Annotated in this window: 12 protein-coding genes and 1 pseudogene; 8 read left to right on the top strand and 5 right to left on the bottom strand. The window is 63.0% G+C overall.

Features of this window, described 5'->3' with window-relative positions; genetic code table 11:
- Positions 1–772: IS256 family transposase (locus tag JSE7799_RS02680; protein ID WP_055662228.1), on the top strand; the 772-nt coding region annotated here is incomplete at its 5' end.
- Between the two features lie 599 nt (positions 773–1,371).
- A pseudogene (locus JSE7799_RS02675) lies at positions 1,372–2,378 on the top strand (IS1595 family transposase).
- A 168-nt stretch (positions 2,379–2,546) separates the two neighbouring features.
- On the opposite strand, the gene JSE7799_RS02670 reads toward JSE7799_RS02675, so the two are convergent.
- Positions 2,547–3,707 carry a S41 family peptidase gene (locus JSE7799_RS02670; RefSeq protein ID WP_055662226.1) on the bottom strand — a complete coding sequence of 387 codons (1,161 nt, stop codon included), beginning with the start codon at positions 3,705–3,707 and terminating at the stop codon, positions 2,547–2,549.
- Between the two features lie 400 nt (positions 3,708–4,107).
- Positions 4,108–4,701 carry a peptidoglycan L,D-endopeptidase MepK gene (gene mepK / locus JSE7799_RS02665; protein WP_055662225.1) on the bottom strand — a complete coding sequence of 198 codons (594 nt, stop codon included), beginning with the start codon at positions 4,699–4,701 and terminating at the stop codon, positions 4,108–4,110.
- A 201-nt stretch (positions 4,702–4,902) separates the two neighbouring features.
- On the opposite strand from mepK, the gene JSE7799_RS02660 reads away from it, so the two are divergent.
- From JSE7799_RS02660 to JSE7799_RS02645, 4 genes are read left to right on the top strand one after another with little or no spacing between them, the layout of a single operon-like run.
- Positions 4,903–6,543: a L,D-transpeptidase family protein gene (locus tag JSE7799_RS02660; RefSeq protein ID WP_245624775.1), complete on the top strand. Its 1,641-nt coding sequence runs from the start codon at positions 4,903–4,905 to the stop codon at positions 6,541–6,543.
- A 38-nt stretch (positions 6,544–6,581) separates the two neighbouring features.
- Positions 6,582–7,676 (top strand): UDP-3-O-(3-hydroxymyristoyl)glucosamine N-acyltransferase, encoded by a 1,095-nt coding sequence (lpxD, locus tag JSE7799_RS02655; protein ID WP_055662223.1) that lies wholly within the window; start codon positions 6,582–6,584, stop codon positions 7,674–7,676.
- Entirely contained in the window at positions 7,669–7,932 is a 264-nt protein-coding gene (locus JSE7799_RS02650; protein WP_055662222.1) for an acyl carrier protein, read from the top strand. Before lpxD ends, JSE7799_RS02650 begins: the two co-directional genes overlap by 8 nt.
- A 5-nt stretch (positions 7,933–7,937) precedes the next feature.
- Positions 7,938–9,146, top strand: coding sequence for a beta-ketoacyl-[acyl-carrier-protein] synthase family protein (locus JSE7799_RS02645; protein ID WP_055662221.1), 1,209 nt, complete (start codon positions 7,938–7,940; stop codon positions 9,144–9,146).
- 48 nt (positions 9,147–9,194) lie between these two features.
- On the opposite strand, the gene JSE7799_RS02640 is transcribed toward JSE7799_RS02645, so the two are convergent.
- The gene (locus JSE7799_RS02640) at positions 9,195–9,851 is read right to left on the bottom strand and encodes an invasion associated locus B family protein (protein ID WP_083480189.1); all 657 of its coding nucleotides are present in this window, start codon (positions 9,849–9,851) and stop codon (positions 9,195–9,197) included.
- Positions 9,852–10,276: 425 nt separating this feature from the next.
- Here JSE7799_RS02640 and JSE7799_RS02635 point away from each other — a divergent pair, with 425 nt between their 5' ends.
- Positions 10,277–11,770 (top strand): helicase HerA-like domain-containing protein, encoded by a 1,494-nt coding sequence (locus tag JSE7799_RS02635; protein ID WP_083480187.1) that lies wholly within the window; start codon positions 10,277–10,279, stop codon positions 11,768–11,770.
- On the opposite strand, the gene guaA is transcribed toward JSE7799_RS02635, so the two are convergent.
- Entirely contained in the window at positions 11,725–13,290 is a 1,566-nt protein-coding gene (gene guaA, locus JSE7799_RS02630; RefSeq protein ID WP_055662220.1) for a glutamine-hydrolyzing GMP synthase, read from the bottom strand. The two genes, JSE7799_RS02635 and guaA, sit on opposite strands and share 46 nt — an antisense overlap.
- Positions 13,291–13,411: 121 nt before the next feature.
- Here guaA and JSE7799_RS02625 point away from each other — a divergent pair, with 121 nt between their 5' ends.
- Positions 13,412–14,980, top strand: a complete 1,569-nt coding sequence (locus tag JSE7799_RS02625; protein WP_370736636.1) for a trimethylamine methyltransferase family protein — start codon at positions 13,412–13,414, stop codon at positions 14,978–14,980.
- Positions 14,981–15,144: 164 nt separating this feature from the next.
- Here JSE7799_RS02625 and JSE7799_RS02620 read toward each other — a convergent pair.
- A partial coding sequence (locus JSE7799_RS02620) for a transposase (RefSeq protein WP_186201820.1) occupies positions 15,145–15,477 on the bottom strand: 333 nt, incomplete at its 5' end.

The raw sequence follows: 15,477 nt of genomic DNA, 5'->3' as shown, positions 1-15,477 counted from the left end.
GGTCAGCCGGGCTGCCAAGCTGCTCGACGACGAACTGGAGGCATGGCGCAACCGCCCTCTGGGCCAGGTAAAATACCTCATCCTCGATGCCCGGTACGAGAAGATGCGCCACGGCGGGGTGGTGCGCGATGCTGCCGTGCTCTCGGCAATCGGCATCGGCCCGGACGAGCGGCGGCGTGTTCTGGGCGTTTCCGTGGCCCTGTCCGAGGCCGAGGTCCACTGGCGGGGCTTCTTGGAGAGCCTGGTCGCCCGCGGCCTGCGCGGCGTCGAGTTCATCGTTTCGGATGACCACTCAGGGCTGCGTGCTGCCCGGCGGGCTGTTCTTGGCGGCGCCACATGGCAGCGCTGCCAGTTCCATCTCGCGCGCAACGCCATTCATCACGCTCCGAACGTCGAGATCCGCAAGCGCATCGGAGCCGAGCTGCGCACCGTGTGGAATGCCAGCACGCTCGCCAAGGCAGAAACGGCCTTGGCAGAGATCGTCGCCAGCTATCGCACCTCTGCGCCGAAGCTGGCCGCATGGCTGGAGGAAAACGCGCCCGAGGGGCTCGCGGTCTTCACGCTGCCCGAGCACCATCGCCGCCGGCTGCGCACTTCAAACCCGATGGAGCGATCCGTCCAGCAGGAGCTCAAGCGGCGCACCGTAAAGGTCAGGGTCTTTCCCAGCGACGACGCTCTGCTGCGACTGGTCAGCGCCGTCCTCGTAGAGATCGACGAGAAATGGGCCTCCGAGACCAAGGCCTACATCAAATGGGAATGCCAGGATGCATGACCCGCTCTCAGCAGAATTTCCAGACCGCAGGTTGCTCTATCGGCTTTCGACCGATCCGACCGTCTGGCTGAGCGGAAGACCATGGAGGCCCAGGGCTCCGCCCGTTCAGGGCTGAAACGCACCACGGCGCATCTCCAGGACATCCTTTCTTCAGCATTAGACAGATCCAAGTCGTGGTACGCCGGGAAGGCCCCAGACGGTCCTCGCTTGTCCGTTCTCTGCGCGTGCGAGGCCGCGCCGGAATGCAACCAGACCAAAAGCAAGCCCTGTTCGCAAAGAGCAGCGTCGTGGAAGGCCAGCTCGTCGCCGGTAGCGGGCCCGCGAGGCCCTTGACGTGCGCCCGAACCAACCGCCAGGATCAACTACGTGGATCCCTTCCGTCCGTCCCCTTGTGCAAAAAGGGGCACGACGCCAGTCGGCTACGCTGCAAGAAGTGTGTGTTTGCGAAACTAAACCCTATTATTCACGAGAAAAAGCAGAACTTTCAAAGCTGCTTAGCCTGCTTGCCTCGCGAAGGTCCCAGCTGCGCCATAACGTAGTCGCTTCCGGTTAGGAGAAATCAGCCAATCTTCTGGGTTCCCCCGAAGCGAGGCCACTCCATGATCACCGAACTGAAGTCCGTCCGCGATGTCTGGAAGAAGAGGCCGACCGAACGTCACGCGCGGCTCTTCCTCGAGAACGCCATCTGGGGCGATGATCGGTTCTGTCCACATTGCGGCAGCTTGAGTTCGCGCCCGCTGCGCGGTGCATCCGTGCGGCCCGGCCTGTATCAGTGCATCGAGAGGAATGCCGCAGCCAGTTCACCGTCACCACCAGGACGCCGCTCCATGCGACGAAACTGGACCTCCGGACCTGGATCGTCGCAATGTTCCTCGTGCTGACCTCCTCCAAGGGCATCTCTTCGGTCGTGACGTCGCGCATTTTGGGCGTGAACCAGAAGACCGCGTGGAAGCTTCGCCATGCGATCCGCGAGATGATGGATGATCGGCAGGGCACTGCTGGTCGACTGTCGGGAGTGGTCGAGGTCGACGAGGCCTTCGTCGGCGGCAAGCCGAAGTTCCGCCATGGCGTCAAGAACAAGCGGGGGCGAGGAACGGGCAAATCGATCGCGCTCGTTGCTGCGGCGCGAAACGGTCAGGCTCGAGCGGTGCTCATCCCGAATGCTCAACGGCGCACGATGAAGCCCATCATCGAGGGCTGGATCGACCCGACGTCGGCGCTCATCACCGACAAGAACCCAAATTACGTAAAGATCGGGGCATCTTTTGCCAGCCACCATACAATCCAGCACAATAAGCGCCAGTATGCGAACACGAAGACCGGGGCGCACATCAACACCGTCGAGGCCGTGAACGCGGTCGTCCAGCGCGCTCTGATCGGTGTGTATCACCGTCTCGGACGGAAGCACCTACAGCGATACCTGGACGAGATGATCTGGCGGTGGAACCACAGGACCACGGAGAGCAAAGTTCGAAAGCGGAAGTCTTCATCTGGCCTTCCGTCGACCGAGGCCACGACCGTATGGAAGCCGATCCCGGTGGTGGAGCAGATGCGAGGATTGCTCTGTGCGGCAGTGGGCCGACAGATGAGGCGCACATCCTCATAGGGGCTTCGGTGGCCATGAACCTTAGCAGGCAAAACCTCTGGTTCGAGCCCGCAGTTGCCGTTCCTCCATGGCGGTCACCGCGGGACAGGAAGGAATTATTCGCTGCGGCCCGCACAAATGACCGGTGCGCGGCCGCAACGGCCGGACATGGAGGTGTCCCAGCCCGTGCTAATCTCGGACCATCGCGAGCGCAGCGGCAAGTGCCGTGTCGTGGCCGGCGGCGAGATCGGCGCCAGTCGGCGCGGCGACAATGTCGGGCGTCAGCGATCCGGCCGGCACCATCTCGCGCGCAATCTCCGGTGGCGTCAGAACGGGATCGGCCTTGCCTTCGGCCCAATCGTGCCAGCCATCCGAATAGCGGATCAAGAGGCCGGACTGCGGCAATAGCGCGGTTCCGCCCTCGGCATGAAAGGCAGCAGTGTCCCCCATCTCCTCGCCGACGAGACGACCGCCCGCGTGGAACTTCAACAGCGCCGCGGCGACGAGCGCCGCCGAGAAGGTGAACTTGTCGACCAACACCGCGAGCGCCGCCCCGGGAGCGACCTCCGGCAGGTCCCGGGCGAAGGCGGCAGCGCCGAAGAAGTTGCCGCCCGGGTTGCCGCGCAGATCGACCACGAGACGGCGGGCCCCCTGGATTTCCGTTGCGATGGCCGAGAGTTGTGCCGCGGTCGCCGTGGGCGGAGTGGCGCGGAAATCGCCGATCCGGACATAGGAGACTTGCCTTGCAAGCTGACGGAGGAAGATCCCGCGCACTGCCTCGTCGCCATAGGCGATCCCTTGAAGTGCGACCAGGCGGCCTGCCACTCCGCGCTCCCCCACGGGGTAGAGCGATTCCGCTGGGACCGTATCGGTGGCGGTGAGCTCGATCTGATCCCCGCCAACGGTCGCAAAGCGGTAGGCCGGGGCAGACGGCACCTCCGTTGCCAGAGCGACAGCCGGCGGCCAGGCCAGCATGAACCCAACCAGCGCCCGCGCCCTCTGATCCGTGCCGGCAAGGTAGGGGCGCAGCTTGGCGAGAATTTCCGCAACGGATATGCCGTTCACCGCAAGTAGCCGCGCCCCCGCTTGCGATCCCTCGACGAGGCAGGGTCCATCTGCCAGCCATACCAGGCGTATAGGAGCCACCTGAGCAGCAGCATTCACGATGGCACGGCTGTGGCCATTCCGGCCGAGCGCCAGCGTTCGCATCGCTTCCAGCCGGAAACCGGTCACCGTGGCTGCTTGGGCAAGACGCGCCTCAGCGGCATCGAGGTCAGCCGCAGCGACTTTATGAAAAGAGGTGTCCTTCGCGGCAATTTTTCGGATGCGGCGGGCTTCATCTGCGAGCATGCCTCCTTGTAGGCTTCCTCGGTGGATCTCTCCACCTCTCCGGCAAGATGCCCGACCCGACGGGCGCAACACCTGCCGCGCAACTCGCGACAGAAAGCATTGCGCGTCCTGCGTTGCGGCAGCGGTGGCGGGCACAAGGACGCATCAATGGCCGCTGGGTGTCCGGGGCCGGCATCGGTGCAAACGTCCGCGTCGTCCGCAAAGCGGCCGCGTCATCGTGCGGAGCGACCTGCTTCTTTTCGTGGATAATTGGGAAATTAAATTCGGCGGTGAAGGAGAAGTGCAACTTGACGCCGAATGAAGGACCTGCCGGTTTTTAGGCCGGCAGGATACTTGACTTGCAACTCAATCAGATCGACCTGCGATGCCCCCGCAAACGGGAAGCAGTACCCCTGCTGCGTCAGCTGCCCCAGCTGCGAATGTTGCCGCAATCGACGTGGGTGAAGTTCGACCCTGAATAGCGGCCTACTCCGCCTGCGTTGCAGGAGGCGGCTGCGCGCGCCACTTGGCTTACCGACCGGGAATTCAGACGAAGATCCGCCGCCTGTCCCTTCAGGTGAAGGGAGCTTCGGGCGACGCCGCTGGAGCGACGGCGAAGCATCGCGTTCGTCGCAGGAGAGCGGTAGCCCGAGAGCAGAAGGAATGGTTCGCGCACATCCACCAAACGGTGCGTGGCCGCAACGATGTCGAGCGTGCGGTTGTCGATCGCTTTGACCTCGTTGCGCCGCCAGTCCCGGAAAAAGAAGTTGATCTCCTGCAGTGCCTCCCGGACATAAGAACCGTCGATCCAATAGATCGTGTCCATGTTCTCGCCCGTACGGGCGTTGTGCATCTTGATGCGGCGGACATCGCCGCCGCCGCGCAGGAATCCCGCTGCGTTGCTATAAGTCGGCGCGGCGGTCACGGCGGTCGCGGCGAAAACGCCAAGAAGCCCACGACGAGAAAGCACGCCCACCGATTTTGTGGAAGTCTGTTGAGTCACGATATGCCCCATTCGTTATCTCGGACCGTCTGACGCGGCCTCAGGTGTCTCATCCCCATGTGACGTCCCACCCTTGGCATGATTGCAGCGATCCGGCAGCCAGGTTCCGAAACGGGGACGGAATAAGCAGAAATCCGCCAATGATACCGGTCCGGAAACCTTTCGCCGGGATGTTGCGGTCCTGCCTAAAGGGAGAATCTTTGTAAAAGGTGAATGGCGGCTTTTTCGCTGCGGGGGTACTCTGGAAGCCGTAAACTACAGTCAGGACAAAGAATGTCTGCTTTCCGCCGCTTGATCGCTGCTGCCGTTCTGGCACTTGCTCCGGTAACCATCCCGGCGGGTGCGGCGCCGCTTGTGTCGCCGCTGCAACAATCCGTGGCCGAAGCGGTTCATGATGACGCGACACTGTCCACCTTTTACAAGAATCGCGATTTTGCTCCGATCTGGATCGGCGAAAGGTCAGCGGAACGGCGGGAAGCGTTCTTCGCGGCGCTCGCGCAAGCGGGCGATCACGGCCTGCCGGCGGAGCGCTATGATCCGGCAGCGATTCGCGCCGCAATTGCCGCCGCCGAGACTGCCTCTGCACGCGGCGCGCTTGAAGTAAGAATGACGCGCCTCCTAACCGCCTATGCGCGCGACTTGAGCTCCGGCATCCTTACCCCCGGCGAAATCGTCTCCGATATCGCTCTCGAGGTCTCACCCCCTGACGTTTCGGCCATACTCACCGCTTTTGCCGATGGAAATCCTCGGGCGGTGCTCGAGGCTCTCCGTCCGCATGCTGTGCAGTACGACCGCCTGCTGCGCGAAAAACGCCGCCTGGAGGTGTCCCGCGCAGAGGGCGGATGGGGGCCGAACATCTCCTTCCGGGCGATCGAACCGGGCAGCACCGGCGCTGCCGTAGTCGCTCTGCGCGACCGTTTGATCCGAATGGGCTACCTGGAGCGCACCGCCGTCGCGACCTACGATGCCGCGCTTGCCGATGCGGTGCGCGCGTTTCAGTCCGATCACGGACTCAAGATCGACGGCGTGGCCGGACCTTCGACCATCGAGACGCTGAATGTCCCGCTCGAAACCCGGCTGGAGCAGGTTGTCGTCGGGCTTGAACGGCAGCGGTGGATGAACAAGCCGCTTGAGCCGCGGCACATCCTCGTCAACCTTGCCGAGCAGCGGGCCTATATCTACGACGACAAAAAGTTGACCTTCGACACCGACGTCATCGTCGGGTCCGAGGAGCCCGACCGACGTACGCCCGAATTCAGCGAGACGATGACCCACATGGTCATCAACCCGACCTGGTACGTTCCTCGTTCAATCGCCGTGGAGGAATATCTGCCCGAGTTGCGTCGCGGCGGCGCACGGCACCTCGACGTCTATTCGCGCAACGGGCGCGTTGACCCGCACCGCATCGATTTCAGCCGCTATAACGCCGACAACTTCCCGTTCTCGCTTCGTCAACCGCCGGGACCGCGCAATGCGCTTGGGCGGGTGAAATTCATGTTTCCGAACAGGTGGAACATCTATCTCCACGATACACCGGCGCGGAATTTGTTCGCCAACCAGCGGCGTACGTTTAGTCATGGCTGTGTTCGCGTCGCTCGGCCGCTGGAGATGGCTTACCACCTGCTCGCGCCGCAGACGGACACTCCGGAGGCGGGGTTCGACGCCATCCTGCGGACGGGTGATGAGCGGCGTGTCGATCTGAAGCGGTCGATCGGGGTGCACCTCGTCTACTGGTCCGTCTGGGTCGAGCCGGGTGGCCAAGCGAACTACCGGCCCGACCCTTACGGGCGTGATCAAGCGGTGATGCAGGCTTTGCGCGCGGCCGGGGTGGCATTGACCGCCCCGCGGAGTTAGATCGCGCCACAAGGCAGGTCGCCTTCGGAGGCAAAGCTTTGTTCACTCTGGCAGAGATCGCCGAAACACTCGGGCGCCCCTTCGAGGGTGATGGAACGTTGCGCTTCGTTCGCGCGGCGGAGCCGGGCGCGGCCGGGGCCGAAGACCTCGCGCTCGCCATGTCACCATCTTACGCGAATGCTTTGCGCTCCGGTCGGGCGCGCGGTGCGATCCTGTGGGAAGGGGCCGATTGGCGCGATTTCGGACTGAAAGGTGCCGTTCTCGTCCCGCGTGCGCGTCTTGCCATGGCGGCGATCACGAGCGCATTAGACCCGGGACCGGAGATGGCGCCCGGCGTGCATCCAACCGCAATCGTCGAGGCCGGCGCGCAGCTTGGTAAGGATGTTTCAGTCGGTCCGTATGTCATCATCGGACGACACGTGCGGATCGGTGCGCGAGCGCGGATCGCGGCGCAAGCGACCGTGGCCGAAGATGCGCAGATCGGTGACGATGCCCTTCTGATGCAAGGCGTGCGGATCGGAGCGCGCGTCGTCATCGGCGACCGCTTCATCGCGCAACCCGGAGCGGTGATCGGCGGCGACGGGTTCAGTTTCGTCACACCGCAGGAAAGCGGCGTCGAGAAGGCGCGCCGGAGCCTCGGCGATCAGGGCGAGGTCACGACGCAGAGTTGGACCCGGATCCATTCGCTCGGCTCGGTCAGGATCGGCGACGACGTGGAGGTCGGAGCGAATTCGACGATCGATCGTGGAACGGTTTCGGATACCTCGATCGGACGGGGCACGAAAATCGACAACCTCGTAATGGTCGGACACAACAACCGCATCGGTGAAGATTGCCTGCTTTGTGGGCAGGTCGGTATTGCCGGCGGGTCCACGATTGGAGACCGCGTGGTGCTGGGCGGTAAAGTCGGGGTGAACGACAACATCACGATCGGCAACGACGTGGTCGCGGGCGGCGGAACCGATATCTTTACCCGCGTCCGGGACGGAGAGGTCATCATGGGGTCGCCGGCCGTGAAGATGGAGACCAACATGGCAATGTATCGGGCGTTGCGCCGTCTGCCGCGCGCCTTGGAGCAGCTTGCGGAGCTTCGTGCCAAGATCAAAGCTGGCGGGGGTGACGGCAATGTCTGATATCCGCGCCCGTGTGCACGAGATACTGGCTGAACAGGCCATGGTCGACGTTGCGGACATTTCCGACGACCAAGTCCCCGCCGATCTGGGGATCGACTCGATGGGCGTCGTCGAGGCGATCTTCGCGCTGGAGGAAGCATTCGATATCGAGATCCCCTTCAACGCCAACGAGCCTCAGGCCTCCGATCTCGATCTGTCGCGCGTCGGCTCCATCGTGGCGGCGGTAGAGCGTTTGGTCGCCTCGCAGCACTCGTGACGACGATGCGCCGCGTCGTCATCACAGGGGCCGGCACGATTAATGCCCTCGGCGCGAACGTGCCGGCGACCATGGATTCAATGCGCGAGGGGCGGTGCGCGATCGGGCCGCTGGATCTTCCGGATCTGGACCGGCTGTCGATCCGGATCGGGGCGCAGGTCCGCGATTATGATCCGGCATCGAAGTTCGGCCGCCAACAACTCGCACTTTACGACCGCTACACCCAATTCGCGATGATCGCCGCGGCCGAGGCCATGGCGCAGTCGGACCCAGCGCTGAGTGATGCGGAGGCGGAGCGCGCCGGAGTCGTACTCGGCACATCGGGCGGGGGCTTAAAGACGCAGGACGAGAACTATCGTGCAGTGTTCGAGGCGAAAAAGAATCGGGTGCATCCGTTCACCGTGCCCAAATTGATGAACAGTGCCGCGGCATCGCATCTGAGCATGAAGTGGGGGCTGCGCGGTCCGTCCTTCACCGTTTCGACCGCCTGCGCCAGCAGTAATCACGCCATTGCACAAGCGGTGCAGATTATCCGTGCGGGACTAGCGGATGTGATGCTGACCGGCGGATCGGATGCGATGTTGTGCTTTGGCGGCGTGAAAGCGTGGGAGGGATTGCGCGTCATGTCGTCCGACACGTGCCGCCCCTTCTGCGCCACCCGATCCGGAATGGTACAGGGAGAGGGGGCGGGTATCTTCGTTCTCGAAACCCTCGACCGTGCGCGGGCGCGCGGCGCAGACATCCTGGCCGAAGTTGCGGGCAGCGCGATGACATCGGATGCGGCCGATATCGTGGTGCCCGCTCAGGACGGAGCCGAGCGAGCGATGGCCGGCGCTTTGCGCAATGCGGGGGCCGGGTTGGGTGAGATTGGCTATATCAACGCCCACGGTACCGCAACGACGGCCAATGATCGGACCGAAAGCGCCGCGATTCGGAAAGTGTTCGGGTCACATGCCGACGACTTGCCCGTGTCGTCGACGAAGTCGATGCACGGCCACTGCATCGGTGCGACCGGTTCGATCGAATTGCTGGCCTGCATCATGGCGCTGCGGGACGGGCTGATCGCTCCGACCGTCAACTGGCGGGAGCGCGACCCAGATTGCCCGATCGATTTGGTGACGAATATAACCCGCGAGCGGCGGGTGACGTCGTGTCTATCAAATGCCTTCGCCTTTGGCGGGCAGAATGCAGTGCTGGCGCTCCGCGCGGTCTGAATGACGCGGCCTAACGGCCGGGCCGCGTCATTTACTCCGGTCGGATAGTCACTCGTTGGCGGCCTCGACTGCGTTCAGGCCGGCCGTGAACCCGGACAGTGACATTTCCAGAACCGCTTCCTGATCGGGGGCGAGTGCCGGTACAACGACGAGCGTCGCCATTGCGCCGCGCTTGAACGCGTCGACGTCGGCCTGGGTGAAACCCATCCGTGCGTAGCACCCCGATTGGTCGCAAAAGCTGAATGGATAACGGCGCGGCTGACCACCATCGACCTTCAGGGTCACCTGCTCCGTCAGAAGGGTTTGCAGCGGGGTCAGAACGGTCGCGCCGGCGACGATGTCGCCTGCTGCGTCGGGAAGGTCGAAGAAGTTGACGTCCGCTGTCGGATTGCCCTGCTGGTCTGTGAGCCGCTGGTAAAGCTGGCAAGGATCGTCCTGTCCTTCCGGCGCCTCAAGGCAACGCACCTCCCAATCGCCATGCTCCTCGCGAACATAGATTTCGGGGCCGCCGCCAAGGGCTTCGCCTATTTCCCGTCCGGTCGACAGGTCACCACCGGGGAGCGCGGGCATTGAGGGCTCTGGCGTATCGGCGGACTCGGCGCCGACAGCCTCTTCCGCGGCTTCGGTATCCTGCGCCTGGACAGGGCCGGTGAGCAGGGCAACGGTGGCGAGCAGGACGGCGATGCAGGTTCTTGCGTCGGTCAAGGTCTCTCTCCTGTTCTGAATTTTGCCCGGCCTGTAGCACGGTGCCGATCGGAGGTGCAGGGGGTATTCCGCGACGTCGGATTAGGTGCAGACCGTCGCGTCTCTGGAAACAACGAAAGAAAAAGGGCCCGTGCGGCGAGCCCTTTTTCGTGTTGTTTTTTCTCTCCCTGTCGGACTGGCCGACTTGATGGGCGGACCCTAGGCAGCGATTGCGTGTGCGTCAACGAGGATTTGCAACTGGACCGGTTCCGTTGAGCTGTAAGGTAAAAAAAACCGCACGGTGAGTTCACCGTGCGGCCAGTCAACAGGGAGGTGAACCGTCAACGACTTCAGGCGGGAGGACCTGTGCGCGGCGGTTCACGGTCTGTTATGCCGTAAACGGGTTAACGTCGGATGAACGGCGGGCGAGCGATAAGGAAGTCCTGATGGATGACGGCGCGATGAAAATCTTCGTGGGAGGAGGCGGAGAAAACTATGCCGCATCGCAATGCTTGCGTCTGGACTTTGCGAACCGGCACGGGCTGATCGCGGGCGCGACCGGAACGGGTAAGACTGTAACGCTTCAGATACTCGCTCAAGGCTTTTCGGATGCCGGCGTACCGGTCTTTCTGACAGACGTGAAAGGCGACCTTTCGGGCATGGCCAAGGCGGGTTCGCCTGATCACAAGCTTCACGACGCGTTCGCGAAGCGTGCCGGGACGATCAATCTCGATCTCGATTTTGCCCCCGTGCCGGTTACGTTCTGGGATCTTTGGGGCACGGCAGGCCACCCGATGCGTACTACCGTCTCGGAGATGGGACCGCTCCTTCTCGCGCGGCTGATGGGATTGACCGGGGTGCAGGAGGGCGTCCTCAACATCGCGTTCCGCGCGGCTGATGAGGAGGGGCTTGCGCTCCTTGATCTCAAGGACTTGCAGGCGCTGCTTCTTTGGGTCGGACAGAACCGTAAGGCACTGACGTTGCGCTACGGCAATGTCGCGGCGTCAAGCGTGGGGGCGATACAGCGCGCGCTGCTGACGCTGGAAGGGCAGGGAGGCGACCTGCTGTTCGGTGAGCCGGCGCTGGAACTTGAGGACCTGCTGGCGGTGATATCGGAAGGTCGCGGACGTGTCAATATTCTGGCCGCCGACAAGCTCATGGCGTCGCCGCGTCTCTATGCAACGTTCCTTTTATGGCTGCTTTCGGCACTGTTCGAACAACTTCCCGAGATTGGCGATCCTGACAAGCCGAAGCTCGTTTTCTTCTTCGACGAGGCCCACCTTCTGTTCGACGATGCACCGAAGGCTTTGCTCGACAAGGTGGAGCAGGTGGCGCGGCTGATTCGATCGAAGGGTGTCGGCGTGTATTTCGTCACGCAAAACCCCGAGGATGTGCCGGAGGACATTCTGGGTCAGCTCGGTAATCGTGTGCAGCATGCGCTGCGGGCCTTTACGGCAAAGGATCGTCGTGCGCTGAAGGAAGCTGCGCGAAATTATCGCGAGAATCCGCGCTTCGAGATCGAGGACGCAATTCACGAAGTTGGCGTTGGCGAGGCCGTCACATCCTTTTTGGAAGAGAAAGGCATCCCGGGTATTGTCGAACGCACGTTGATCCGCCCGCCGACCTCCGCGTTGGGGCCGATTGCGGAGGTTGAGCGGCAAGAGATTGTCGCGGCCTCACCAATTTCTGGCAAATACGCGGCGCTCGTCGATCGGGAGAGCGCATACGAGATACTGGCGCGGCGGGCGGCGGCAACACCGTTAGGGAGGCGTTCGCGAAGTCCTTCGCCCGCTCGCTTGGAACGCAGGCGGGGCGAACCCTGGTCCGCGGAGTGCTCGGGGGGTTGCTTCGCGGACGGTGAAATTCGGCGGCGTCTGGCCGCCGCCGCTTCACCTCATTCCCACTCGATCGTGCCCGGCGGCTTTGACGTGATGTCGTAGGTCACGCGGTTGATCCCCGGGACCTCGTTGATGATCCGCGTTGCGGTCTCGCCGAGGAAATCGTGGTCGAATGGGTAGTAGTCCGCCGTCATGCCATCGACGGAGGTCACGGCACGTAGAGCGCAGGCATAATCATATGTCCGCCCGTCGCCCATGACGCCTACGGTGCGCACAGGCAGAATGGCGACGAAAGCCTGCCAGATGTCATCATAGAGCCCGTGGCGACGGATCTGGTCGATGAACACCGCATCGGCGGCGCGCAGGATTTCGAGCTTGGCGCGCGTAATCGCACCCGGGCAGCGAATGGCAAGACCTGGCCCGGGGAACGGGTGACGGCCGATGAACGTTTCCGGCAGACCCAGTTCACGACCAAGCGCACGTACCTCATCCTTGAAGAGTTCGCGCAAGGGTTCCACGAGCTTCAGGCCCATCTTCTCGGGCAGGCCGCCGACATTATGGTGCGACTTGATCGTGACGGAGGGCCCGCCGGAAAAGCTGACCGACTCGATGACGTCGGGGTATAAAGTTCCCTGCGCGAGAAAGGCTGCGCCTTCGATCGAATCGGCGTGTTTCTGGAAGACATCAATGAAGAGGCGGCCGATGGTCTTCCGCTTCTCTTCCGGATCGGAGACCCCCTCAAGCGCATCGAGGAAAAGGTCGACCTCGTCCGCATGGATCAGGGGCAGATTGTAGTGCTCGCGGAACATTGTCACGACTTGCTCCGCCTCACCGGCGCGCAGCAATCCGTGGTCGACGAAAACGCATGTAAGCTGATCGCCGATCGCCTCGTGGATCAGAACTGCGGCCACGGACGAGTCGACGCCGCCGGACAGACCGCAGATAACCTTGGCGTCCCCGACCTGCTCACGGATCTTTTCGATCGCGTCTTCGCGAAAGGATGCCATCGTCCAGTCGCCGTCGAAGCCCGCGATTCGAACGAAGTTCTCGTACAGCTTCAGGCCGTTCGGAGTGTGGTGCACTTCTGGGTGAAACTGTACCGCATAGAAATGCCGCGCGACGTCGGCCGTGACGGCGAAAGGGGCGTTGGGTGAGGTGCCGTAGACCGCAAAGCCCGGAGCGAGACGGCTGACATGGTCGCCATGCGACATCCAGACCTGCTCGCGTACGCCCTCGAACCAACCGTCGAGAAGGGAAAGGCGCTCCTCACTCGGGGCGACATAGGCGCGGCCGAATTCAGCCGTGCCGTGGCCGCGTTGAACCATACCGCCCAGGCAATGCATCATTACCTGCTGACCGTAACAGATGCCGAGAACCGGCACGCCGAGCTCGAAGACAGACAGGGGCGGCATCGGTGCGCCCTCGGAGAATACGGAGGCCGGTCCGCCGGAAAAGATGACGGCCTTGGGGGCGAATTCGCGCAAGAACGCGTCGTCGACGTTCTGGAACGGGTGAATCTCGCAATAGACTTTCAGCTCGCGCAGGCGGCGCGCGATGAGCTGCGTTACCTGGCTGCCGAAGTCGATGATGAGGAGGCGCTGATGCTGGTGTGCGATGTCCATATGGGCCGCTTACGCGTGGCGGCGGGGTGAGGCAAGCGGGCCGCATCATGTCGTCTTTCGCCCGACCGGGACGCAAACGTTGCCTTGTCGCGCCGATCTGCGGGGTATCCGATGCTCAAACATGACGCGATATGGGGTGGAGAGCATGGCGGACGGTACAGAGACGGCTGCAAGGCGCGGACGGCGTGGCGGCGGCGGCGCGGCGCGCAGGGCCGAACGCACCAGCGGCGCGATCGAACAGGCGCGCTACATCACCCGCAACATGCCCGATTTCGAGATTCTGAACGCCGAGGCGCTCGAGATCATCGAATCGAACGCGGAAACGGTCCTGGAGGAAATCGGGGTTTCGTTTCCCGAGAACGACCCCGCGCTTGCCCGCTGGCGCGAGGCCGGCGCGGATGTGGACGGGGACCGTGTCCGTATTCCGAAGGGTCTTGCGCGCAAGCTTTGTGCCACGGCGCCGTCGACCTTCACCCAGATTGCCCGCAACCCCGAGCGTGCGGTCGAGATCGGCGGCCGGAACCTCGTGCTTGCGCCGGTCTACGGTCCGCCCTTCGTGCGGGATTCGGGCGGGCGTCGCTATGCGACGATGGCCGATTTCGAGAAATTCGTGAAGCTGGGGCACCAATCGAAATGGCTGCACCATTCCGGTGGTACGGTCTGCGAGCCGACGGACCTGCCGGTCAATAAGCGCCATTTCGATATGCTGATGGCGCACATGACCCTGACCGACAAGCCGTTCATGGGGTCTGTGACCGAACCCTCACGTGCCGTCGATTCGGTCGAGATGGCGGATATTCTGTTCGGCGGCCTGGACGATCGGACGGCCTTGATCTCGTTGATCAACATCAACTCGCCGCTGACCTTCGATTCGGTTATGATGGGTGCGCTGGAAGCTTATGCGGCGGCAAACCAAGCCTGCATCATTTCGCCCTTCATCGTTGGCGGGGCCATGGCGCCCGTTTCGGTCGCCGGTACGCTGACCCAGGTTCTGGCCGAGGTGATGGCCGGTGTCGCCTACAGCCAGCTGGTGCGGCCGGGTGCGCCTGTCGTCTTTGGTGCTTTCGTCACGTCGATCGACATGAACTCCGGCGCGCCCACCTTCGGCACGCCCGAGGCGGCGCAGATCACTTACGGCGCAGGACAGCTTGCCCGGAGGTTGGGACTTCCGTTTCGGTCTGCCGGTTCCTTCAACGGATCCAAGCTGCCGGATGCCCAAGCCGCTTACGAAACGGCAAACTCTCTTAATGCGGGATTGCTGGCGGGAGTTAACTTCATGCTCCACGCCTGCGGCTGGCTGGAGGGCGGTCTCGTCGCAGATTTCGAGAAGTTTGTGATGGATGCCGATCAGCTCGGCGTGCTGCACCACTTGGCTCGAGGCGTCGAAATAGACGAAAACGCACAAGCCATGGATGCGCTTCGAGAAGTGGGGCCGGGCGGTCACTATCTCGGCTGCGCGCACACGCAGGCGAACTTCAAGGCAGCGTTCTGGAAATCCGGACTGCTCGACTACAAGCCGTTCGAGACTTGGGCGGACGAAGGGGGGCGGGACACCCGAGGGTTGGCCGCCGCGAAGATGGACAAGCTCCTGTCGGATTACGTGCAGCCAGAAATGGATCCCGCGGTTCGGGAAGCGCTAAAAGATTACGTAGCAACAAAAAAGGCGTCCATGCCGGACGCCTTCAGCTAACCCGCATAATTCATGAAGCTGCGGACTTGTGCTCCGTGGGATGGTTTCCCCGGTCTCGGTTTTCTTGCGCGCACCCGGTGTTTGCGTCCGGTTGGCAGGCCGGCCGGTGACTTGGGTCTTGGGCGATACGGGTTGATGTTTCTGGGTTTGTCGGGGCGCTTGCGTCAGGCTGTTTTCGGTGGGGCGAGGGCGTCGAAGAGAAGGAGGAGAAGTCCCTTTCGGGGACACGATGCCGGCAGGGTCACGATGATCCGGGTCTTCTTTTCGACGATGGTGGCGGCCAGTTTGACGAGATGCAGCCGCAGCGTGTCGAACTGGGCGCGGCGCCACGGTGAGCGCTTCGGGCAAGCCGCGCGAAGCTTCCACCAGACCCAGTAGGCGCAGCCGTGCAGCATCAGGCGCATCTGGTTGGCGTTCGCCTTCGAGCATGATGTCCGGTCTGATGCGAGATGGGTTTTCCACGCCTTGATATGGTTCTCGGCCTGGCCGCGGGCGGA

This window comes from Jannaschia seosinensis (assembly GCF_001408515.1).
Taxonomy (GTDB): Bacteria; Pseudomonadota; Alphaproteobacteria; order Rhodobacterales; family Rhodobacteraceae; genus Jannaschia; species Jannaschia seosinensis.
Note: the sequence above shows the minus strand (reverse complement) of the source record. Positions and strands in the feature narration are given on the sequence as shown.

What these genes read in the sequence shown, in the direction of transcription:
- JSE7799_RS02670 (WP_055662226.1), bottom strand. Translation starts at nt 3,707, where the DNA reads ATGCTCGCAGATGAAGCCCGCCGCATCCGAAAAATTGCCGCGAAGGAC.
- mepK (WP_055662225.1), bottom strand. Translation starts at nt 4,701, where the DNA reads ATGGGGCATATCGTGACTCAACAGACTTCCACAAAATCGGTGGGCGTG.
- JSE7799_RS02660 (WP_245624775.1), top strand. Translation starts at nt 4,903, where the DNA reads ATGGCGGCTTTTTCGCTGCGGGGGTACTCTGGAAGCCGTAAACTACAG.
- JSE7799_RS02650 (WP_055662222.1), top strand. Translation starts at nt 7,669, where the DNA reads ATGTCTGATATCCGCGCCCGTGTGCACGAGATACTGGCTGAACAGGCC.
- JSE7799_RS02645 (WP_055662221.1), top strand. Translation starts at nt 7,938, where the DNA reads ATGCGCCGCGTCGTCATCACAGGGGCCGGCACGATTAATGCCCTCGGC.
- JSE7799_RS02635 (WP_083480187.1), top strand. Translation starts at nt 10,277, where the DNA reads ATGGATGACGGCGCGATGAAAATCTTCGTGGGAGGAGGCGGAGAAAAC.
- guaA (WP_055662220.1), bottom strand. Translation starts at nt 13,290, where the DNA reads ATGGACATCGCACACCAGCATCAGCGCCTCCTCATCATCGACTTCGGC.
- JSE7799_RS02625 (WP_370736636.1), top strand. Translation starts at nt 13,412, where the DNA reads ATGACGCGATATGGGGTGGAGAGCATGGCGGACGGTACAGAGACGGCT.